Source organism: Acidocella aminolytica 101 = DSM 11237 (assembly GCF_900129125.1).
Taxonomy (GTDB): Bacteria; Pseudomonadota; Alphaproteobacteria; order Acetobacterales; family Acetobacteraceae; genus Acidocella; species Acidocella aminolytica.
In genome coordinates this window covers 44,662-66,260 of the sequence record NZ_FQVJ01000014.1, presented here as the reverse complement: position 1 = coordinate 66,260, position 21,599 = coordinate 44,662, and the positions used below count along the sequence as shown (strand labels likewise).

The following is a 21,599-nucleotide window of genomic DNA, read 5'->3' as shown; positions in this document are numbered from 1 at the left end:
GAGGCCAAACGGCCTCAGCCCTTCATGGCGTCCCGCAAACCGTGCGGCCGATAAGCGGGGCTTGGATTCGCCGCCACCAGCACCGCCCAGTTCGCCAAAATCAGCCCAATTTTTGTGAACACCACACTCACATCCGCGAACTCACGGGCCAGACGCGCGGGCGGGCGCAGCGCGCGGTGCGAGGGCTCGCCCGAAATTAAACGCGCCCCGGCGGAGACCCGCAACGCCCCCAACTGCCCCACACCTTGCGGTTGCGTCAAAGGTACCGGCTGGCCAATATGGCAAATCCGCGCGGCAATCGACGCCTGTTCTGGCAGCCAGGAGGAAAGGTCCGTATTCAGCCAGACATACACCTGCCGCGCCTCGGCGGGGGTCAGGCAGCGTTCCGGGGCGTGCGGGGCCCGCAAGGAGAAAGTGAAGATGCTGGGCAGCCGCTCCCACAACTCATCTTCCGCCGTACGGCTGATCACCGGGGACGGCAGCAAAGTAAGCCCCGGCGTTGAGGCAATACCGCGCACTACCGCCGCCGCGAAATCCCGCAAAATCACCGCCCGGCGCGCGGGTGGCACGCGCAGCAACGCCCTCATTTCTGCCAGGGCCGCGTGCCAGCGCAACGCCAGCCCGTAATTCCCGCCTTCCGGCAGTGCTAGCGCCGCGGGTGCGCCCGGCGGAAACTCCGCCTGGTTGAAATAAGCCGCCAGCCCGGCGGGCAGCTTGCCCGTTTGCAGCCGTGCCGCCACCTTCACCGGCAACAACGCCGCCCCCGCAAAGGGCGGCCCGGTAAAGAATTTCGACCCCGTGACCAGCACGGTCGCCCCAAGGTCCAGATAAGCCCGCACGGAACCAGGAGAAAGCCGCGTTTGGCAGGCATCCAGCACAATATCGAACGCATCGCCATACGCTGCGCGCAGCAGGGCCAGAAACGCGGGAGACGGCGCCAGTAGCCCGGTCTTGGAGAGATCCAGCCCATGCAGGATCACCCGCCTGCCATCCGCCAGCGCCCCGGCCAGCGCGGCCTCAATCTCGGCTTCCACCTCCGCCTCGGCCCGCACCGCACCGGAGGGCGCGCGCAATGCGATATTGGCCAGCGCCGTATCCGGCCGGAAGCCTTCAATCGGCGCCTCGAAGGTCACGTCATGGCCCAGCGCGGTATCCACGGCGAAATGCAGCCCCTGTGCGGCCATCGGTACGCCGCGCCCGGTTTCCTCCGGGGCGATGAGAATGTTCAGAACCGGCTTGTCCGTCCCGGCCAGATGGGTCAGCGCCAGCGCCAGCAGCTCGGTATCCGTGCCCGAGGCCGCCAGCACCACCTCTTCCCCGGCCCGCAGCCCGAAGGATTTGGCAATGCCGCGCCGTACCGCCCCCACGCAGCCAGCCTGCACCTGGCGGGCGGCCTTGCCGCGCAGCAAAGCAGCCGTCGCGGCCAGCCGGGCCTTATCCGCCGCGATATAGCCGCGTTCCGAGGACGAGGACGCGGTGGACGATGCAAACGTAATCGCCCAGGGGCGCGGGCGGTGGCTGCACCCATAGCCGTTCAGCGCCGTTTTCGGGTCACGTGCAAGGCGGATATCGCCGCCGGTTTCCATCAGCGCCTCGGCGGTACCCAGCATGGCCCAGCTTTCATGCAGCCGTTCAGCAGCCTCGGCCTCCAGCCCAAACCACGCTGCCAACAGCAGCGGGCCGGGTGAAACCTCCGCCGCCATCGGCATCAGCCAGTCCGGCAGCAACGCGCGGGAGGCCTCGGGCAAATCCTCCATCTCAGCCGTAAAAAACTGCGCAGCGGCGCGCGCGGCAGCGGCCATGGCCAGATCCGGCGCTACACCATGCGCCACCAGCCACGCGGCCTCGGCTTCATGGCGCAGCCATAGCGGCGCCAAAGCCGGGTGCGGCGGCGAAATATCCGGCAGAATCTCACGGAAAACGGCGAATTCCGGTGCCTCGGTCAACCCGTCCCGTGATATAGAGCAGGTCTCACCCGTCAGCAGCGTCGCAGGGGTCATGTTGTCTCCGGCTTTGCCCATATAAACGCCTACCCCAAACTGCCCGCCGCGCCAAGGCGCGCGGGGCTTTCCGCACCCCTGCCATTGTGCGCCGCCACAACGCATGACAGGATGGTGAAGGTCATTATCCCACTCTTTCACCCCCCGGTCAGGAGAACGCCCGCACGGGCGTTGCAGCAGATGAAGAAGATCGAAGCCATCATCAAACCCTTCAAACTCGACGAGGTGAAAACCGCGCTGGGCGAAGTGGGACTGCAAGGCATCACCGTCACCGAGGCCAAGGGATTCGGCCGCCAGAAGGGCCATTCCGAGACCTATCGCGGCGCTGAGTATGTGGTTGATTTTCTTCCAAAAATGAAAGTCGAGGTCATTTGCGACGACGCGTTGGTGGACCGCGCGGTGGAAGCCATCATGAACGCGGCCCGCACCGGGCGCATCGGCGATGGCAAGATTTTTGTCTCCACCGTGGATGAAGCCATCCGCATCCGTACCGATGAAAAAGGCGTCGCAGCCCTCTGATCATCCTTTTTGGAGGAGATTTTTGCGTTTTAGGGGCCTGCTTTGCCGAAATAGAGGTTAACATTCCCCGCAAGAGCGTATAAAGACGCCGAGATTTTTTGTGCGGAGCAAGATACCTTGGCGACAATGTACACCGAGACGGTGAAAACCGTCCGGCACTGGACTGACAGGCTGTTCAGCTTCACCACCACGCGGAACCCTGGCCTGCGCTTTATTAACGGGCAGTTCGTGATGATCGGCCTCCCTATCAACGGCCGGCCGCTATTGCGTGCTTATTCACTGTGCAGCGCCAATCATGAGGACCAACTGGAGTTCTTCTCCATAAAGGTGCCCAACGGCCCGCTTACTCAGCATCTGCAAAAGCTGCAGCCGGGCGACGAAATCATCGTCGGCGGCAAGCCCACCGGCACGCTGGTGCAAGACAGCCTCAAGCCGGGCAAATATCTGCTCATGCTCTCCACCGGCACCGGCCTGGCACCGTTCGTGAGCGTCATCAAAGACCCGGATGCCTATGAGCGGTACGAGAAAATCATTCTCGTGCATGGCTGCCGCTTCATCAACGAACTGTCTTACGGCGAGAAGGTTGTCGAAAACCTGATGCAGGACGAGTTCTTTGGCGAGTTGGCGCAGGAAAAACTGCTCTACTACCCTACGGTGACGCGCGAGCCGTTCAAGCATAACGGACGCATCACCGCGTTGCTGGAACAAGGCAAGCTGGAGGCTGATCTCAGCCTGCCCGCCCTCAATACCGAGGATTATCGCGTGATGCTGTGCGGCAGCCCTGAAATGCTGTCCGAACTGCAGACTATGCTGGAAGCCCGCGGCTTTGATGAAGGCAGCCACTCCCAGCCGGGCCAGTACGTAATTGAAAAAGCCTTCGTCGAGAAATAAGGCCCGTCTCTCGCTGCAAACGCCGCCAAGCTCCGCCTGGCGGCGTTTTTTATGGCCGGTTCAGCCGCAAATCCCGTCCTGCTCCGCCAGCTCCGTACAGCTGGCGAGATGCTGGCCCGGTGCATAAAGCACAATCGCAATCCGCCGCCCCGCCGCCTGTACCTTGCTGGGCACGCCCAGCGTCTGCATCTTGGCGAAAAACTGGCGTGCCGTGCCGGTATTCTGCCCGGCATGACCATACACCACCCACACGCGCCGCCCCTGGTTCAGCGCCGCTTCGGCATGGTGCAGGCCGCCATAAGGGTGGCTCAACACGGTCTCTCGCGCCGCCTTGGGCAGATAGACCTTCAAAATCGGCACCGCCCCACCATCCGAGAATAAAATCATGTCACCGGGGCTGAACTCCCGAGCCAGAATTTGCGCCGCCAGATCCCAGCGCGGCTTCGCCTCGTCTTTATAATAAGGAAGCAGATTCACCAGCAACAGCCCGGCCACCGCCACCACCGCCAGCCCGCGCACGGCCACGGGGCGTGCTTCCAGCAGCGCCGCGCCGCCAATACCCACCAGCACCGCCATCGGCGCCGCGCTCCATAGGAGATAGCGCGGCAGCAGCACAGGATGCCAAAGCGAGAGCAGCAAGAACAGGCACGGCAAAAGCAGGAACGCAATGCCCAGCACTATCAGGAGCGTCACCCGCCGCCGCAACCGCCAGACTGCGGCCGCCAACGCCGCCAGCAGCAGTGCGTCAACCAGCCAGACCACCCCCGGCACCGCATGACGCGTCAGAAACCGGAACGACACCCAGTCCGGTACATGCATCAGATATACTGCGCCAAAATTATACCAGACCCGCTTTGCATCCAGCTTTGGAATCCAGCCCAGGCTGTGGGCCACGCTCTCCGCCTGATAATGCAGCAGCAGCGCATAAAGCGGCGCAGTCAGCAAAAGTACCGCCAGATCCGCCAGCAGCACATTGCGCACAAGCCGCCACCGCGCCGGAGTGAAGGGCAGCAGGAAGAAAAAAATCAGATTCGCGGCCAGCCACCAGGGCACGGCATCGCCCAGCACATCCAGCGCCGCAGCCGTGCCCAGCACAAAGCACAACCACCCGGCCTTGGCGGCCCGGAACCCTTGCCCCGCCGCGCGCAAATCCTGCGCCAGTCGGGTCACGCCATACAGCGCCACCAGAATCAGCGTCATCACCAGCGTGTAAGAGCGCGCTTCCTGCGCGAAGCCCAGCACGGCGGGTGAAAGCCCCAAAACCAGCGCCGCCAGCCCGCCAGCCAGCCAGCCCGCCAGCCGCGCCGCGATCATGAACACCAGCATCACCGCGACGGCGCCAAAAATGGCTGAGGGCACACGCAGCCAGAATTGCGGCTCCCCCAGTCCGGTGAGTGGCGAAAGCAACAGAAAAAAGCCCGGCATGTGGTGGTTCTGAAAAGAGTTCAGCGCCAACGCCCCCGGCGCCAAAGAGGCTCGGTTGAGAGTAAGCACTTCATCCAGCCATAAAGGCTGACGTCCCAACTCAAACAGCCGGGGCAGCAAGGCCAGCACAAACACAAAAAGCGGCCAGCCCCAGCCTGAAACACCAGCCGGGCGGACCGCTTTATCCGGTTCAGAACAAGTCGAAGAGCTCAAGCACTAACCTGGGTCTGGACCTGCTTCTGGGCTGAGATGGGGGCTGGTCGCCAATCCCGGAAGAAGACACGACCAACCGCTCCCGCCAGCTCATGCAGGTGGATTTGAATGAGATCCAGATATTCATGCAGCCCGGTGGCGAGAATATGGCCAAGCGGCTTTTCCAAGATCAGTTCACGCAACATCTCCGAAAGCTCCAGCGCTTCCGCCACGGTAGACAGCCCGTAATAGCGCCGCAGATCATCCAAATGTGACTCAATCCGGCGGATACACAGCAAGGCCGAACGCGGGCTGGACGGATCGCGAAGCAGAAAATGCACCACATCCTCCGGTGCGAACTGCGCCCGCGCCTGACGCTTGAACGCATGATACCCCGCCGCGGCACGCAAAATCGCATTCCATTGGGTCAGCTCCGCCACGCGCTTTTCCTCTTTGCCGCGCGGCAACAGGGCGGTGTATTTAATGTCCAGCATACGGGTGGTCTGGTCCGCACGTTCGATATAGCGGCCCAACTCGTAAAAATACCACCCCTGGTCGCGGTGCAGAGTACCCTGGGTAATGCCGGTATGGGCCTGCACGCCCTCCTTTATCTTGGTGCAGAGGCGCGAGAGCGCGTCCCCTTCCAGATTCTCCGGCGTAATGCGCGAGACAAAGCGATGGAACATATTGATTTGTCTCCACATCTCCGTGCTCATCAACGGGCGCAGCGTGCGGGCATTGGTCCGTGCCCCTTCCAGGCACGCGGGGATGGACGTGCTGTTGCCTTTATCCAGAAGATAAAATCGCTTCACATGCACCGCATCGGCCGAGAAGCCGCGCTCACGGAAATTCGCCTCGTCCGCGTTGATACGAATCAGCCCGTACCAGGCTTCCGTTTCAAAGCCGGGGCTTTCGAAGCTCTGGGTCACGTCGATCAGCCTGGCTATATTCTCGACGCGTTCCAGATAGCGCGCCATCCAGAACAGCCCTTCGGCATCGCGGGCTAGCAAGCCGGGGTCACGCATATGATTCATGACTTGCCTCCTTGGCCATAGCGTTCGGCCAGTACCCAGGTGTCCTTCGACCCGCCGCCCTGGCTGGAATTCACAATAAGCGAGCCCTTCTTCATTGCGACTCGTGATAACCCGCCGGGCAGAACCCAGCTATCACGGCCCGTGATAATAAAAGGTCGCAGGTCCAGATGGCGCGGGCCGATGCCGTCTTCCGCCAAGGTTGGCCCGACGGAGAGGCCGATCATTGGCTGGCTGATCCAGTTATCAGGGTTGGCCTTAATGGTCTCACGGACAGTCTCTAGTTCCTCCTTGGAGGCGCGCGGGCCGATAGTGATACCATACCCGCCGCTTTCACCCACCGGCTTGGTGACCAGCTTGTCGAGATTCGCCAGCGTGTAGTTCAACCCCTCTTCCTCGCGGCAGATATGGGTGTCCACGTTCTGGATCAGCGGTTCTTCGCCCAAATAATATTTGATGATCCGGGGCATGTAGGCATAGACCGCCTTGTCATCCGCTACGCCGGTGCCCACTGCGTTGGCAATAGCGACATTGCCTTTTTTCCAGGCACGAATCAAACCCGGCACGCCCAGCATGGAGTCAGGCCGGAATACCTCAGGGTCCAGGAAGTCATCATTCAAACGACGATAGATGGTGTGGACCGGTTTCAGCCCGGAGGTGGTACGCATGAACACGCGGTCTTTTTCCACCACCAAGTCAGCGCCAACCACTAATGGCACGCCCATCTCACGCGCCAGGAACACATGCTCGAAATAAGCGGAATTGTAGATGCCCGGTGAGAGCAGAACCACCTGCGGGTCTGCATGGTCGCCGGGGGCAACCTCCGCCATGGCCGCGCGCAGGCGGCGACCGTAATCATCCACGGGCTTGAGCTTAATGCCAGCCATCAGGTCCGGGAAGGTCCGCAGCATCAGATGCCGGTTTTCGATGACGTAGGAAACGCCGGAGGGCGTGCGGGCATTATCCTCCAGAACCCGGAAGTCACCTTTTTCATCGCGGATGATATCGATGCCGCAAACATGCAAATAAGTTCCGTGGGGCACCGGAAAATCCTTCATTTCCGGGCGGTAATTGGAATTGCCATAGACGAGCTCGGCGGGAATAATCCCGTCTTTCACCACTTGGCCCTTGCCGTAGATATCGCCCAGAAACAGATTCAGCGTCTGCACGCGCTGGATGCAGGCGCGCTCCAGCAGATCCCATTCAGAGGCTGTTAAGATGCGCGGGATACAATCAAAGGGCAGGATACGGTCGATCGCCGTGGCGTCTGAATAGACCGTAAAGGTCACGCCGAGATCGATCAAATCCGTTTCCGCGGCGGAGGCGCGGCTCCGCAGTGCCTCCAGCCCAATGGTTTGCAGCCGTTCGGCCAACCATTGCGGCACAGGGCCAACATCAGGGCGGGGGGCGGTCAGTTCGCAAAAGAAGCGGCCGGAATCGTATTCGGGCCACAGATTATGGAAAATTTCGTTCAAGCCAGTGCCTCCTGCGCGCGCACGCGAGTAAAGAGGGAGCAGAAAATTTTGAAACTCTTGAATAAATTTGTCAGGGCCTGACCATGCCCTGGCACGAGAAACACCACCCAGGCCGCTTTTGCCCAGCATTTCAGCATGCGTCACCCAGAATTTGGCGCCGATACGTCATGGTGCACGGTCAGTCTGACCGCAAAACTTCCATCTCCGCAAGATATTCCTCCTGATGATTCGTCATGTCCGAAACAAACCTATGCAAACGGCGGACCAAGAAATCTGTCCGTATCCGGTGCAGGTAGGCACTTGCCTGCCTCTCTGTTAAATCTGCCGAAATGCAGCCGATCGCACCGCTTGATGAAACGCTGGACCGCCAGGGCCGGACCAAGGCCCCTTGGGCCCAGATTTTGTCCGCCATCCGGGAGATTGGGAATGACGAGTTGGGCCGCAGGACGGCGGCGCTGAACCGGCAAATGCGTCTGGCGGCACCGCTTGGGTCGCAGCTTACACGGCTTTACGACCCCTTGCCCGCGCTGCTCACCGCCGAGGATTTCGCCGTGCTGGAAGACGCTGTACGCCAGCGCGCCAACCTGCTGTCGCAGGTGCTCGAGGATGTGTACGGCCCACAAACCCTGCTGCATCGGGGCCAGTTGCCGCCGGCGCTGGTTTATGGCGACCCCTATTTTCTGCGCCCGCTGCACACCCTTGCCCCGCTGCCCGCGCCGCGCTTGGGGCTTTACGCGGCGGATGTGATCCGCGCGCCGGACGGGCGGTTTTTGCTGATGCGTGACCATACCGGCGTGATTCCCGGGCTGGGCCACGCGCTGACCTTGCGGCGGCTAACCAACGGCACCCTGCCGGAATTGTTCAGGATGGGGGATCTGCGCTCAATCCGCCCGGCGCGGGAAATGCTGATCGACCACCTCCAGCGCGAGGCCGAGGGCGGGCTGGTTGCCTTGCTGTCCGATGGCACGGTGGACAAGTTCGACGGTTTTGACGACACGCTGCTCGCCCGCGCGCTAGGTGTGTTGATGATCGAACATGCCGATCTCGCGGCCCGCAACGGCGCGCTGCATATTAAAACGCTGAGCGGGCTTTTGCATGTGTCCACGATTATCCGGGGGGTGTCAGGCATCGACCTTGATCCGCTAGAACAAGGCGGACGGCCAGGGGCGGGGATTCCCGGCTCGTTCGGGGCCATTCGCGCCGGGGTGCTCTCCATCCTGAACGCGCCCGGCAGCAAGCTGGTCGAGTCAGAGGCGCTGCTGCCGTATCTGCAGGAGCTGTTCGAGCCGCTGCTGGGCGAGCCGCCGTGGTTGCAGCGGGCAGATGAGCATAGTCTGGAACTGGCCTCCACAGCGCCGTTTCTGGGACCGGATGGCACCAGCATCAAGGCTCCGCATTTTCTGCGGCTGTTCGCCTGGCATGACGGGCAGGACTGGCAGGTGCTGCCCGGCGGTCTGGGCCTGCCGCTGAACGCCGCAGGCGCGCCCGCCGGGCTAGGCACCAAGGATCTTTGGGTACTGGATAGCGAGGAGCCGCGCATGATCTCCGGCGCCCAACCCGCTGAACCGCCCGAGAAAGTGAAGTTCCTGGCTGCGGCGCACCTGCCCTCGCGGCTGGCGGATAATCTGTTCTGGCTCGGACGCTCCGTGGAACGACTGGAGGCCGCCGTGCGGCTGCTGCTGCTGGCGATTCCGCGCCTGGAATCCGGCACTTCCCTGCCGCGCGACTTGGCGGAGCGGGCACTGATCTCCCGCTGCCTGGCCCAGGCCGGGCTGTTGCCGGCGGATATTGCGGGCACTGCGATTTCCGGGCGGCTGCTGCGGCAGACATTGGCGCGGCGCAAGCCGATTGCCGGGCTGTTGAAGGAGGTCGCGCGGCTGGTGGATGCTTCCGCCGAGCGGCTTTCGCCCTCCATGCTCGCCACCGTGCGCTTTGCCTTGCAGCAGGCCACGGAGGCGCTGCCCAACGAGGAGGCCGCGCTGTCGACCCTGCTGAGCTTCACCGCGACCTTTGCGGGGATCGCGGCGGAGAATATGTCCCGCGATGGCGGCTGGCTGTTCCTGGAAATGGGGCGGCGGCTGGAGCGTGGCGACGCGCTGGCCGAAACGCTGGCGATTTTGCTGGACGGTCCGGTGGAACGGCTGGAGCCGGGCATGGCGCTGGGGATTGAGCTGGCGGATTCAGTGCTGAGTTACGGGCTGCGCCATGCGGGCATCATGGCGCCTGGCCCGGTTTTGGCGATGTTGCTGGCGGATATGTCCAACCCACGCTCCCTGGCGTATCAGTGCCACGCCTTGCGCGCCTGCCTGGAGCGGTTGGGAGCCGATGACGATGCGGAGACCGCCAAACAACTATTGCAGGATATCGTCAATCTGGCGGGCAACGGCATCGCCTTGCGCGCGACGCTCAGCAACGCCGGCGCGCGGCTTCGCACGCTCTCAGACCATGTGCAGCGGCGTTTCTTCACCCTGCTGCCCGCAGCCCACGCGCTGGAAGAGGACGAGCTCTTGGAAGCGGCGCAATAATCCGCCAACATTCACCATAACATGACGCTTTATCGCCTGAACCACGCCACGACCTATGATTACACCGAACCGGTAGTGATCGGCACGCATTTCATGCATCTGCTCCCGCGCGAACGGCCCGGCCAGATTGTGCGGGAGGCGCAGCTTGATATCGCCCCCGGCCCAGATAACCGGCGCGATGAGATCGACCATTTCGGCAACCGCACCACCAGCGTCTCGCTCACCGGGGCGCATAAGCAGTTCAGCGTGACGCTGAGCGCCACAGTGGAGGTGAATCAGCCGCTGCCGCCGCATGCCAGCCAGACACCTCGCTGGGAAGCCATTGCCGCCTGGGCCCAGCAGGAGCCGGAGGTGGTCGAGTTCTGCCTGCCCAGCAAGCTGGCGGCCCCTGGGGGCGGCGTTGCGGATTATGCGGCGGTGACCTTCCGGCCGGGACGGTATATATTGGAGGCGTTGCTGGAGCTGAACCAGCGCATCTTTACCGAGATGAGCTATAGGCCGGGCGTCACCAATAATTTCACCACAGCGCTGCATATTCTGCACACACGCACCGGCGTCTGCCAGGATTATGCGCATTTCATGCTGGCCTGTCTGCGCGCTTTGGGGCTGCCGGGGCGCTATGTGTCCGGCTATCTGCGCACGCTGCCGCCTCCGGGGCAAGAAAAACGGCGCGGAGCGGACCAGAGCCATGCCTGGGTCAGCGCTTGGGCGGGACCTGATATCGGATGGGTGGATTTTGACCCCACCAATAATCTAATGGCGACGGACGAGCACGTAACCCTAGCCTGGGGTCGGGATTTTACCGATGTCTCGCCGTTGCGCGGTGTGATTTTGGGCGGCGGGCGGCATATTCTGACGGTGGGGGTGGATCTGGAGCCGGTCTTGACCTGACCCTGCCCCGCCACCCGAGCAAAGCCGGAAGTTATCCGGCTTTTTTCATGTCAGAACGACCGCCAGCCAGCGCCCCGGCCGCGCATGAACAAATACCCCGCGAAACCCAGAACGAGCAGGATGGGGATGATGATGAAAGCCGTCCAGATCATTACCGCGCCCACGCAGAGCGCGAGGCCGAATGCCACGAGACGCAGCAATATCTGCGTCAAAGAGGGTTTGGACGGCTCGACGAATTGCCCATCGGGTGTCATGTCGAGCACCGGGCCGTTTTCTTTTGCCATGCTGGAAATCTAGGGCAGAGGCGGCAAGGCTTCAATCTTAATCGGATGCCGCGCCATGGCGGGCACGCATGGTTGCGATTAAATATCCGCCATGCAGGATGATGATCTGTTTGGCCCCGCTGCTTCCGCGCCCACCCCCAGCCGCCCGGCTGGACCGCAACCACTGGCTGAAAGGCTGCGGCCAAAAGCGTTGAACGAGGTGGTGGGCCAGGACCATCTGCTGGGGCCGGAAGGCAGCCTGACGGGGATGCTCAAGCGCGGCTCCCTGGCTTCACTGATTTTGTGGGGGCCGCCGGGGGTGGGCAAAACCACCATCGCGAGGTTGTTGGCGGATGCGGCGGGGCTGCAATTCAAACAGATTTCGGCGGTGTTCTCCGGCGTAGCTGACCTTAAGAAAGTGTTTGACGAGGCCACCCGCCTGCACCGAGCGGGCAAGGCCACGCTTTTATTCGTGGATGAGATCCACCGCTTCAACCGCGCCCAACAGGATGCGTTTTTGCCGGTGGTGGAGGCGGGGACGATCACACTGATTGGCGCAACCACTGAGAATCCCAGCTTCGCGCTGAACGGCGCACTACTCTCGCGCGCCCAGGTGTTTGTGCTGAGGCGGCTGGACGATACGGCGATGGAGCAGTTGCTTAGCCGGGCGGAGGACGAGACCGGAGAGAAACTGCCGCTGACCGAAGGCGCGCGGGCCAGCCTGCGCGCCATGGCGGATGGCGATGGGCGGGCCTTGCTAAACATGGCAGAGCAGCTTTTTGCCCTGCCGCCTGAGCCAAGGCTGGATGAGGCCGCGCTGGGGCAGTTGCTCTCCCGCCGAGCGGCTTTGTATGACCGGGACCGGGAGGAGCATTATAATCTGATCTCCGCCTTACATAAATCCATGCGCGGCTCGGACCCGGATGCGGCGTTGTACTGGTTGGCGCGGATGTTCGCGGGCGGGGAGGACCCGCGCTATATCGCGCGGCGGGTGACGCGCTTCGCGGCGGAGGATATCGGCCTCGCGGACCCGCAAGCCCTGCCCCAGGCGCTGGCCGCGTGGGAAGCTTATGAACGGCTGGGCTCGCCGGAGGGAGAGGTGTGTATCGCGCAAGCGGTGGTGTATCTGGCCACGGCGCCGAAATCCAACGCGGTTTACAAGGCCATCGGCGCTGCCAACCGGGCAGCGAAGGAAACCGGCAGCCTGATGCCGCCCATGAATATCCTGAACGCGCCGACCAAGCTGATGAAAAATCTCGGCTACGGGAAGGATTATCAGTACGATCACGACACCGAGGAAGGGTTCTCCGGTGACAATTATTTTCCCGAGGGCATGGGACGGCCAGATTTTTACCGGCCCGTCGAGCGCGGTTTTGAACGCGAGATCCTCAAGCGCCTCGCTTATTGGGCAAAATTGCGCGAAGAGAGGCAATGACTGAGATTCAAGTACCCGAAGCCGGGGCGGATATGCGGCTGGACCGATTTCTGCGCCGCGAAGTGCCCGGCCTCACCCAGGGCGTGCTGCAGAAACTGCTGCGTACCGGCAAGATCCGCCTGAACGGCAACCGCGCCGAAGCCAATGCCCGTTTGACGCAAGGCGATGTGTTGAGCGTGCCCGAGATCGCGCCGCCCGCCGAGGCGCCGAAGCAGCGCCAGGTGGTGAAAATGGACGAGGCCCGCACCAAGGAGCTGGAGCGCATGGTGCTCTATAGCGACGAGTCGGTGATTGTACTGAACAAACCCGCCGGGCTGCCGGTGCAGGGCGGCTCGGGCATTGCGGTGCATGTGGACGGGATGCTGGACGCGCTGCAAGGCGACCATCCTGAACGCCCGAAGCTGGTGCACCGGCTGGACCGGGATACGTCCGGGATTTTGGTGATCGCGCGTTCAGGCCGGGTGGCGAGCAAGCTGTCCGCCGCGTTCCGGGGACGGGATGTGGCGAAAACCTACTGGGCGCTGCTGGCCGGGCTGCCGGAACAGCTTGAGGGGCGGATTGATCTGCCACTGAAGCGGATTGATCTCGGCCAGACTTCACGGTCCGAACCGGCCTCGCGCAAGGATAAGGAGGCGCAGAAGGCGATTACGGATTATCGAGTGCTGGATAAGGCGGGCAAGAAATTCTCCCTGGTGGAGTTGAACCCGCATACCGGGCGGATGCACCAGTTGCGCGCGCATTGTCTGGCCCTGGGTACGCCGATATTGGGGGATGAGGTGTATGGCGGCATTTTCTCCGAGCATTTCGCGGACCAGCTGCATCTACACGCGCGGCGCCTGATTTTTCCGCACCCGGAAGGCGGAAGCCTTACCGTGGAAGCGCCGCTGCCGAAACATATGCTGGCGGGGCTGAATTATCTGGGCTTCCCCGCGCCGGAGGCCGAAAAGCCGCACCGTAACGGGCGTTGAGCCGTTTTTCTCCATGACATTACAAGCGGTTAAGCCTTAACAGGGTGGAAACCGGCGCAAAACCCTGCCACATCACGACTATGCGCCGGTGGACCAAACCTCTTCTGTGCCTGTGCCTGACCCTCGGCGGTAATGCCGCGCAAGGGGCGGACCCGGTACACTACAATGTTATGTTCGCGCCCTCCGGCAATACGCAGCTCGACGGGCTGTTGAAGCAAACCTCCACGCTGGTCTCGCTGCAAACCAAGCTGCCCCCTGCCCCGTTCGCTTTGATCGGCCGGGCGCGGGCGGATGAGAAGCAGTTTATCACTGTGCTACATTCGCTGGGTTATGATGCCGGACAGACCCACATTACCATCGACGGCATGACGCTGGATGACCCGGCGCTGCTTGCGCATCTCAACAAGCTGCCGGATGCGGGCCAAGCGAAAATCGAGGTCAAAACCGATAAAGGGCCGCTTTTCACGCTAGGGAAGGTTGATATCACCGGCCTGCCCACGGGCTTCAAGGCGCGGCCGGGGATTCATGCCGGGCAGACAGCGGATGCGGCACCTGTGCTCGCCGCCCAGGGCAGGCTGACCAAGGACCTTCGCAATGCGGGCTATGCCTTCGCCAAGGTCAGCCCACCTTATGCCGTGGCCAACCAAAACCAGCACACGCTGAATGTGAGCTATAGTGTGACACCCGGCCCGCGCGTGGATATCGGCCAAGTCAGCTTCTCCGGCTTGAAACGCACCAAGCCTGACTTCCTGCGCCGACATATCAGACTGCATGCCGGGCAACCTTACTCCGACACCGCGTTACAGAATGCGCGGACATCGTTGCTGGGGCTGGGCGTTTTCTCCTCCGTGACGCCGGTACCTGCGGAGAAGGCGACCGATGGACAGGTGCCGATTACCTTTCATGTCGCGGAAATGAAGCGGCATACCGTCTCGCTCTCCGGCGCTTATGCCACGGATACCGGCTTTTCCATCGGGACGAGTTGGAAGGACCGCAATGTGTTCGGCCGGGCGGAGACCTTCACGCTCTCGGCCACCGCCAACGGGCTGGGCGGCACCGGCACCACCGCCCCGGGCTATGACCTCAAAGGCGTGTTTACCAAGCCGGATTATTATGTACGCAGGCAGACGCTCACCCTCTCCGTCGAGGGGCTGAAGGAATCCCTCACTGCTTATAACCGCACCGGGATCTTGCTGGGCGCCTCGCTCTCACGGCCAATCACCGCCAATACCAGCATCAGCTACGGCCCCAGCTTCATCAATGAGCGCGTGTACCAGGAAGGCGTGACGCGTACCTATGTACTGGCGCAATTTCCCATTAATTTCACCTGGGACACCTCTAACAGCGTACTGGAGCCCACGCGCGGCCATACGCTCACCTTCACCGCCACCCCCACCTACCCGGTGGTGGGCAACACTCACAGCCCGTTCGTGATTCTGCTGGGCACCGGCTCCGTGTACTGGCCGGTGGAACGCAAGGCTTGGGGAGTTGTGGCCATGCATGGGGTGGTGGGCAGTATTCAGGGCACTAGCCAGTTTGGCGTACCACCGGACCAGCGCTTTTACGCGGGCGGCTCGGGCACGGTGCGCGGTTATTCCTACCAGACTATCGGGCCGCTTTTCCCGGATGACAAACCAGAAGGCGGGCTGGCGATGGATGCCATAAATTTCGAATTCCGCCAGCATATCACCAAGAGCATCGGCATCGTGCCGTTTATTGATGCCGGGCAAGTGAGTGCGGGTTCCGCGCCGTTTAAGGGCACCGTGCGGGTTGGTATGGGGCTTGGCGCGCGGTATTACACCTCAATCGGCCCAATCCGCGCGGATATCGCGTTTCCGATGAAGCGCACGGCGGGCAGCAGCGCGTTCGCGCTTTATATCGGGCTGGGGGAGGCGTTCTGATCCCATGCGCTGGCTGAAACGGATTCTCCTTGGGCTTCTGGCGCTGCTGGTTTTGCTGCTGGTGCTGGCGGCCGGGCTGGTGGTGGCGCTGAATAGCGAGGCCGGACGCCAATTCGCGTTGCGCGAGATTAATAAATACGGCGCGGATTATATCCATCTTAGCGGCCTAGGCGGGCATTTTCCGGCGGATATCAAGCTGGCCCGTTTTGAGGTGATGGACCCCAAGGGGGCTTGGCTCTCCGGCCGGCAGGTTGAGCTGAAATGGTCGCCGCTGGCGCTTCTGAGGGGCAATGTGTCCGTGCTGGCGCTCACCGCCCAGAGCATCGACATGACGCGAAGCCCGGCCTACCCGGCGGGCAAAAGCAAGAGCAGCGGCAAGAGCAGTCTGCCCGCCTGGCGGCTGAATCTCGACAAGCTGGAGATCGGCACGCTGCGAATTGCGCCCTCCCTCGCGGGCGAGGCGGTGGCACTGCATGTCATCGGTTCCACCCATCTGCGCGACGCCCAGCATGGGAACATCACGCTGGACGCCACCACGCCGGATGGCAAGGCGGATTATCTGCTCTCCGCCACGCTGGACCCGCGAAACGTGGCGATGAAGCTATATGTGAACGAGCCGCCGGACGGGTTGATCGGCCATTTCTCGGGGCCGGATGTCCGGCTGCCGCTGACCATGAAGGTGGCGCTGAGCGGCCCGCGTGACGCCGCCAACCTGAATGCCGCGCTGGCGCTGGGCGCGGCGAAGCTGAACATGGCCGGGAGGTTGGGGCTGGACCCTAATCATCCATTCGCGGATGTAACATTGACGGTGCCTGCTTTGGCGCCGTTCGGTAACCTCGCCAAGCAATCGCTCATCGGGGAGACCCGGCTGCATCTGGTGGTGAAGCAGACCGGCAAGAAAGACGGCGCGACCTTGGCGCTGAAAGGCCATGTGGAGTTGACCCAGGCCCCCGCCGGGCTGGACAAGCTACTGTCCGGGCGCACGGATTTGTCTATTCTCGCCAGCCTACAAGGCAAGAAGGTAACGCTGGGCCAAGTGGCGCTGGATGGCCCGCAATTCAGCCTGAACGGCCATGGCACGCTGGATGAAAAACGTATTGACCTGATTACCGACGCTAAGCTGGACAGCCTTGCCACACTGGCGCCGCGCCTTACCGGGGCCGTGCAACTGCACAGCCACGTAGCTGGCAACCCGCAGGATTTTACGGCGGATGCTGACCTCACCGGTAATGTCACGGTGCCGGACGTACCCTCCGGCGCGTTCAAGGTCACGCTGCACGCCACGCATCTGCCGGCCACGCCGCACGGCACGCTCACTGGCACCGGCACGCTGGCCGGAGCGCCACTGATGCTGGATGCCGCGTTCAGCCTTGACAAAACCGGCGCGGCCAGTGTGACGCTGACCAAGGCAACTTGGAAGTCCCTGGACGCAGTGGCGGATTTGAATTTGGCCGCCGGAGCCAAGCTGCCCACCGGCACGGCCAGCCTGACGCTGGGGGCGCTGGCGGATTTCGATGTGTTTACCGGCACCAGGATGCGCGGCGCGGCGAAGGCGGATTTTGCTTACCAGGATGACCAAGCGCTGAAGCTGGATGTGTGGGCGAAGGATGTTGTGGCCACACCCTCCGTTGGCGCGGTGAACGGCACGGTGAGCGCCGAAGGCAAGCTGGACGCGCTGGCGGTGCAGGCGGATGCGACGATCGCGCGGCTCATCTCCTACCCCGCCCGCCTGAAACTGGCCGGGGTGGTCGATGCTCCGGCACGGAGTGCGCATGTCACCAGGCTGGATGCTGTGTGGCACGGGCTGAACGCCCGGCTGCGCGGCCCGGCGGACATTGTCACCAAGCCGGACATTACCGTGCGGCATCTGGATCTAGCTCTAGATAAGGCCAGCATCGCGCTGGATGGCACGCTCTCGCCCGAGATGAAGGTCAAGGCGACGGTGAGGAATTTGGATCTGGCGCTGGCTAAGCTGTTCGAGCCCAGCCTGGATGCGGCGGGAATTGTGAATCTCACCGCCGACGTGACCGGAACGCCAAAAGCTCCGGGCGGAACAGTGACGCTCAACGCCACGGGGCTGCGTTATATCAGCAAAAGCACCGAAGGCCTGCCCGCCGCCAACCTCTCCGGCACCGCGAAGCTGCACGGCAACAGCGTGGATGTGAATCTCGCCGCCCTCGCTGGGCAAGATCTGGATCTTAGAGCGCGAGGCACCGCCCCTCTGACCATGACCGGGCCAATGAAGCTGGCGGTGAGCGGGCGGGTAAATCTGCCCGTACTCAACCCGGTTCTGGCCAAGATGAACACGAAGCTGAGCGGTCTTGTCACCACCGACATGCAGCTTGCCGGAACGCCGCAGGCCCCCACCGGGCGGATTACGCTTAGAGCGCAAAAACTGAAGGATGAGAGCGGCCCCGCTGCTTCTCTGCCGCCCGCCAATATCAACGCCACGGCGCAACTGAAGGGGCGTAGCACCGGGCTGAATCTGTCGGTGAAGGCCGGGCCAAATGTGAACCTGACCCTGAACGGCACCGCACCACTCAATATGACAGGGCCGATGGACCTGACCCTGGCCGGGCACCTGAATCTGAAGCTGCTGGACCCTCTGCTGACGGCTAGCGGCAATCTGGTGCGGGGGGTGGTGACGACCAATATGCGTGTCGCCGGCACGCCCAAGGCGCCACGCGCCGATGGCTCTATGAAACTGGCCAAGGGCATGGTGCAGAACATCGCCTCTGGCCTAAATCTGACGGATATCAGCGCGAATATCGCCGCCGCTGACAAGCTGATCACGCTGCAAAGCCTCTCCGCCACGGCGGGACAAGGCAAGATTACCGGCCATGGCACCATCAATCTCGGCAATCCGACCCTGCCGGTGAATCTGGCCCTGAACGCGGACCATGCCACGCCGATTGCCTCTGACCTGCTGACCGAGACCCTGAACGCCGCACTGACGCTGAGAGGCGGGCTGAAAAGCGCTTCAACGCTGGGCGGGTCGATTCATATTCTGAAGGCGAATATCAATATTCCAAAATCGCTGCCTGCCTCGGTCGCCAATCTGCCGATCCATGATGCCAGCACTGCGCCCACGGCCCCCAAGGCCGCTGCCCCCCCTGCACCGCCGATTCATCTGGCGCTGGACGTGCAGGCGCAGAACCAGATCTTTATCCGTGGTGATGGGCTGTTTGCCGAGCTAGGTGGTGACCTGAAGCTTGGCGGCACGGCGGCCAACCCGCAGCCTTCGGGCGGATTTAAGCTGATTCGCGGCAATTTCTCCCTGGCGGGGAAAACGCTGCAATTCACCTCGGGCAGTATCGCGTTTAATGGCGGCGGGTTTATTCCGGCGCTGGATCTGGAGGCCACCACCAACACCAGCGATAACGGCACCGCCACGCTGATTATTGGCGGCACGGCCTCCAAGCCCAAGATCACCCTGACCAGCTCACCGCCCTTGCCGTCTGATGAAATTCTTGCCCAGCTTTTGTTCGCGCAGAGCGCGGCCAGCCTGTCGCCGTTCCAGGCGGCCTCTCTGGCGGCGGCACTGGCGCAGATTTCGGGTGTGGGCGGTGGGTTCTCGCCACTGGATTCGGTACGCAACGCATTGGGTCTGGACCAACTTTCCCTGGGAAGCTCGGGCTCGGGCGCGCCGTCTGTTGAAGCGGGGCGATATGTGGCGCCGGGCGTGTATGTGGGAGCCAGCCAGTCCACCAGCGGTGCAGGCACAAAAGCCAATGTGGAGATCAATCTTTATAAAGGGTTGAAGCTACAAAGCTCCACCGGCACGGACAGCACCGGCCAAGACAGCAGCAGCGTTGGGCTCAGCTACCAGTTCAATTACTGAGCCACGCTGACGCCCAGCCGCGCCATGAAGGCTCGGGCCGCTGGGCTGGAACGGGTTTTTGCCGCGCGCAGAAGGTAGAAACTACGGTCCGGCAGGGGAAATTCTACTTGCCGCAGCAGCCCGGCCTCCAGACTTGGCGCAGCCACGGAGCTGGAGAGGATAGTTGCCCCCAACCCTGCCTCCACCGCGCCGCGCACGGCCTCGTTAGAAGGGAGTTCCAGCGCTAGGTTCAGGCTGGCGGGGTCGATGTCACGGGCCGCCATTGCGGTTTCAAAAACCGCGCGGGTGCCGGAGCCGGGTTCACGCAGCACCCAGGGGGTCGCGGTGATCTCCGCCTGGTTGACCTTGCGCCCCCAGCCATGACCGGGGGCGACCAACAGCACCATTGCATCGCGGGCGACCTGGGTGCGCAGCAGGTCCGGTTCTTGCACCTCGCCTTCGATAAACCCCAGCTCCGCGCGTCCCTGGCGCACGGCCTCCGCGACGGTAGCGCTGTTGCCGATGCTCAGCTCAAGCTCAATTTCAGGGTTGGCCAGCCTGAACGACGCCAAATGCCGGGGCAGCCAATAGCTGGCGATGGTCTGGCTGGCACCCAAAACCAGACGCCCGCGCGTGCCACCCGCTAGTTCCTCCAGCAATGCTTCGGCGGCATCGGCCTGTGCCAGCACGGTTTGGGCCTGGGCCAGAAATAAATGCCCGGCCTGGGTCAGCCGGATGCCCCGGCCCACACGCTCAAACAACGGTACGCCATGGCGTGCTTCCAGCGCCTGAATGGCGGCGCTGACCGCGGAGGGGCTAAGATGCAGCACTGAAGCCGCTTGTTTCACATGCTCGCGCGCCGCGACGGCGATGAAGATACGGAGTTGGTCAAGGGTCATGCAATCATCAGGGCCAGCGCACGGTTCAGCGTTATTAAACAGAAAACCAGAACGGTTTGAACGGAAATTTCTGATTTTTTTAATGAAAATAGATAATTATTTGGCCGCAATGCTTTCAATAAAGAATATTTTTCCAGGGTTTGGGCTGTGTATCGCGTTGACCGCTTTGGCGGAGGGGCTGCAGCGCGTTGAGCAGGCGGCGTTTGGCGCGGTCTGGCTGGAGGCGCTGGTGCTGGCGATTTTGCTGGGGCTGATTGTCAGAACCTTCTGGGTGCCCGGCCCAGCGTGGCGGGCTGGTATTTCTTTTTCGGCCAAGACGCTGCTGGAAATCGCGGTGATGCTGCTGGGCGCCACGGTGAGCGCTAGTACGGTGATGGCGCTGGGCGGGCGGCTGCTAGTGGGAATTGTGGCGGCGGTGGTGCTGTCAATTATCGCCAGCTACACCATTTGCCGGGTGCTGAAACTGCATGGCAAGCTGGCGCTGCTGGTGGCGTGCGGCAATTCCATCTGCGGCAACTCCGCCATTGCCGCCGTGGCGCCGGTGATTGGCGCGGAAGCGCACGACATTGCCTCGTCCATCGCGTTTACGGCGGTACTGGGTGTTGCAGTGGTTCTGCTGCTGCCGCTACTGGCGCCGGTGTTGCATCTGGACCTGACCCAATATGGCGTGCTGGCCGGGCTAACCGTTTACGCGGTGCCGCAGGTAATGGCCGCGACTTTGCCCATTGGCGCGCTGGCCAACCAAGTGGGCACGGTGGTGAAGCTGGTGCGCGTGCTGATGCTTGGGCCCGTGGTGGCGGCGCTAGCGGTTGGCTCCGCTCGCAGCGCTGGGCAGACGCGCGGCCTGCCGCCGCTAAAACAACTTCTGCCCTGGTTTATTGTCGGCTTTCTGGCCTTGCTGACGGCGCGCGGCTTTGGGCTGGTACCGCTGATCTTGCTGGGGCCGATCAAGCTGACCTCGGCGTTGTTGACCAGCGTTTCCATGGCTGCGCTGGGGTTGGGGGTGGATGTGCGTTCCGTAGCCTCGGCCGGGCCGCGTGTGACGCTGGCAGTGTCGATCTCGCTGCTGGTGCTGGGGGTGATCAGCTTGTTCCTGATCCGGTTTCTGGCGATTGGCCACGCCTGAGCAAACACCGGAAATACAAACCGTTACCTTTTAATTTTCCCCGCTCTTGATCTTCATCAAGACGCTTCGCCGCAATGCCGCCTACTAAGGGGCTCGTCCGCGCATGGAGGGTTTCATGCGCTCATCGGAACTGACTGTCCGCTGGGTGGGGAGCAATCTTCATGACTGTCACTTGGCTGCTCATCCATAGGCTTTGTTTCAGGCAAGCGCGTCTAAGCGGCGGCTAAGCGGCAGCTAA

At 62.5% G+C, this 21,599-nt stretch carries 15 protein-coding genes; 9 read left to right on the top strand and 6 right to left on the bottom strand.

Features of this window, described 5'->3' with window-relative positions:
- Positions 1–14 precede the first annotated feature (14 nt).
- A complete protein-coding gene (locus tag BUB54_RS09450; protein WP_073211513.1) occupies positions 15–2,000 on the bottom strand; it encodes a hypothetical protein in 1,986 nt (661 codons plus the stop codon).
- A gap of 180 nt (positions 2,001–2,180) precedes the next feature.
- Between BUB54_RS09450 and BUB54_RS09445 the strand changes: the two genes are divergently transcribed.
- Both BUB54_RS09445 and BUB54_RS09440 read left to right on the top strand, forming a co-directional pair.
- On the top strand, positions 2,181–2,519 hold the full coding sequence (locus tag BUB54_RS09445; RefSeq protein WP_048879876.1) for a P-II family nitrogen regulator: 339 nt from the start codon (positions 2,181–2,183) through the stop codon (positions 2,517–2,519).
- A gap of 126 nt (positions 2,520–2,645) precedes the next feature.
- Positions 2,646–3,410: a ferredoxin--NADP reductase gene (locus BUB54_RS09440; RefSeq protein ID WP_175556495.1), complete on the top strand. Its 765-nt coding sequence runs from the start codon at positions 2,646–2,648 to the stop codon at positions 3,408–3,410.
- 60 nt (positions 3,411–3,470) lie between these two features.
- On the opposite strand, the gene BUB54_RS09435 is transcribed toward BUB54_RS09440, so the two are convergent.
- The 3 genes from BUB54_RS09435 to BUB54_RS09425 are packed head-to-tail and all read right to left on the bottom strand — an operon-like array spanning position 3,471 to position 7,533.
- A complete protein-coding gene (locus BUB54_RS09435; protein ID WP_048879878.1) occupies positions 3,471–5,048 on the bottom strand; it encodes a hypothetical protein in 1,578 nt (525 codons plus the stop codon).
- Complete coding sequence (locus tag BUB54_RS09430; protein ID WP_048879879.1) at positions 5,045–6,061, bottom strand: alpha-E domain-containing protein; 1,017 nt, start codon at positions 6,059–6,061, stop codon at positions 5,045–5,047. The genes BUB54_RS09435 and BUB54_RS09430 overlap by 4 nt, the downstream gene beginning before the upstream one ends.
- Positions 6,058–7,533 (bottom strand): circularly permuted type 2 ATP-grasp protein, encoded by a 1,476-nt coding sequence (locus tag BUB54_RS09425; protein ID WP_048879880.1) that lies wholly within the window; start codon positions 7,531–7,533, stop codon positions 6,058–6,060. Before BUB54_RS09425 ends, BUB54_RS09430 begins: the two co-directional genes overlap by 4 nt.
- A 329-nt stretch (positions 7,534–7,862) precedes the next feature.
- Here BUB54_RS09425 and BUB54_RS09420 point away from each other — a divergent pair, with 329 nt between their 5' ends.
- Together BUB54_RS09420 and BUB54_RS09415 are read left to right on the top strand one after the other, a co-directional pair.
- Positions 7,863–10,058, top strand: a complete 2,196-nt coding sequence (locus tag BUB54_RS09420) for a circularly permuted type 2 ATP-grasp protein (protein WP_241869438.1) — start codon at positions 7,863–7,865, stop codon at positions 10,056–10,058.
- A gap of 21 nt (positions 10,059–10,079) precedes the next feature.
- The gene (locus BUB54_RS09415) at positions 10,080–10,949 is read left to right on the top strand and encodes a transglutaminase family protein (RefSeq protein ID WP_048879881.1); all 870 of its coding nucleotides are present in this window, start codon (positions 10,080–10,082) and stop codon (positions 10,947–10,949) included.
- A 50-nt stretch (positions 10,950–10,999) separates the two neighbouring features.
- Here BUB54_RS09415 and BUB54_RS09410 read toward each other — a convergent pair whose 3' ends face one another.
- Positions 11,000–11,233, bottom strand: a complete 234-nt coding sequence (locus BUB54_RS09410; protein WP_048879882.1) for a hypothetical protein — start codon at positions 11,231–11,233, stop codon at positions 11,000–11,002.
- A 91-nt stretch (positions 11,234–11,324) separates the two neighbouring features.
- Here BUB54_RS09410 and BUB54_RS09405 point away from each other — a divergent pair, with 91 nt between their 5' ends.
- From BUB54_RS09405 to BUB54_RS09390, 4 genes are all read left to right on the top strand, one after another.
- A complete protein-coding gene (locus tag BUB54_RS09405) occupies positions 11,325–12,647 on the top strand; it encodes a replication-associated recombination protein A (protein ID WP_048879883.1) in 1,323 nt (440 codons plus the stop codon).
- The gene (locus BUB54_RS09400) at positions 12,644–13,615 is read left to right on the top strand and encodes an RluA family pseudouridine synthase (protein ID WP_048879884.1); all 972 of its coding nucleotides are present in this window, start codon (positions 12,644–12,646) and stop codon (positions 13,613–13,615) included. The genes BUB54_RS09405 and BUB54_RS09400 overlap by 4 nt, the downstream gene beginning before the upstream one ends.
- A gap of 80 nt (positions 13,616–13,695) precedes the next feature.
- Positions 13,696–15,516 (top strand): autotransporter assembly complex protein TamA, encoded by a 1,821-nt coding sequence (locus BUB54_RS09395; RefSeq protein WP_048879885.1) that lies wholly within the window; start codon positions 13,696–13,698, stop codon positions 15,514–15,516.
- Between the two features lie 4 nt (positions 15,517–15,520).
- Positions 15,521–19,357, top strand: a complete 3,837-nt coding sequence (locus BUB54_RS09390) for a translocation/assembly module TamB domain-containing protein (protein WP_048879886.1) — start codon at positions 15,521–15,523, stop codon at positions 19,355–19,357.
- Here the strand turns inward: BUB54_RS09390 and BUB54_RS09385 are convergent.
- The gene (locus BUB54_RS09385) at positions 19,351–20,235 is read right to left on the bottom strand and encodes a LysR substrate-binding domain-containing protein (protein WP_048879887.1); all 885 of its coding nucleotides are present in this window, start codon (positions 20,233–20,235) and stop codon (positions 19,351–19,353) included. The genes BUB54_RS09390 and BUB54_RS09385 overlap by 7 nt on opposite strands.
- 109 nt (positions 20,236–20,344) lie before the next feature.
- Between BUB54_RS09385 and BUB54_RS09380 the strand changes: the two genes are divergently transcribed.
- The gene (locus tag BUB54_RS09380; protein ID WP_082075743.1) at positions 20,345–21,361 is read left to right on the top strand and encodes a YeiH family protein; all 1,017 of its coding nucleotides are present in this window, start codon (positions 20,345–20,347) and stop codon (positions 21,359–21,361) included.
- Positions 21,362–21,599 lie beyond the last annotated feature (238 nt).

Coding starts and splice junctions, on each gene's coding strand:
- BUB54_RS09450 (WP_073211513.1), bottom strand. CDS start 2,000: ATGACCCCTGCGACGCTGCTGACGGGTGAGACCTGCTCTATATCACGG.
- BUB54_RS09445 (WP_048879876.1), top strand. CDS start 2,181: ATGAAGAAGATCGAAGCCATCATCAAACCCTTCAAACTCGACGAGGTG.
- BUB54_RS09440 (WP_175556495.1), top strand. CDS start 2,646: ATGTACACCGAGACGGTGAAAACCGTCCGGCACTGGACTGACAGGCTG.
- BUB54_RS09430 (WP_048879879.1), bottom strand. CDS start 6,061: ATGAATCATATGCGTGACCCCGGCTTGCTAGCCCGCGATGCCGAAGGG.
- BUB54_RS09420 (WP_241869438.1), top strand. CDS start 7,863: ATGCAGCCGATCGCACCGCTTGATGAAACGCTGGACCGCCAGGGCCGG.
- BUB54_RS09415 (WP_048879881.1), top strand. CDS start 10,080: ATGACGCTTTATCGCCTGAACCACGCCACGACCTATGATTACACCGAA.
- BUB54_RS09410 (WP_048879882.1), bottom strand. CDS start 11,233: ATGGCAAAAGAAAACGGCCCGGTGCTCGACATGACACCCGATGGGCAA.
- BUB54_RS09405 (WP_048879883.1), top strand. CDS start 11,325: ATGCAGGATGATGATCTGTTTGGCCCCGCTGCTTCCGCGCCCACCCCC.
- BUB54_RS09400 (WP_048879884.1), top strand. CDS start 12,644: ATGACTGAGATTCAAGTACCCGAAGCCGGGGCGGATATGCGGCTGGAC.
- BUB54_RS09395 (WP_048879885.1), top strand. CDS start 13,696: ATGCGCCGGTGGACCAAACCTCTTCTGTGCCTGTGCCTGACCCTCGGC.
- BUB54_RS09390 (WP_048879886.1), top strand. CDS start 15,521: ATGCGCTGGCTGAAACGGATTCTCCTTGGGCTTCTGGCGCTGCTGGTT.
- BUB54_RS09385 (WP_048879887.1), bottom strand. CDS start 20,235: ATGACCCTTGACCAACTCCGTATCTTCATCGCCGTCGCGGCGCGCGAG.
- BUB54_RS09380 (WP_082075743.1), top strand. CDS start 20,345: ATGCTTTCAATAAAGAATATTTTTCCAGGGTTTGGGCTGTGTATCGCG.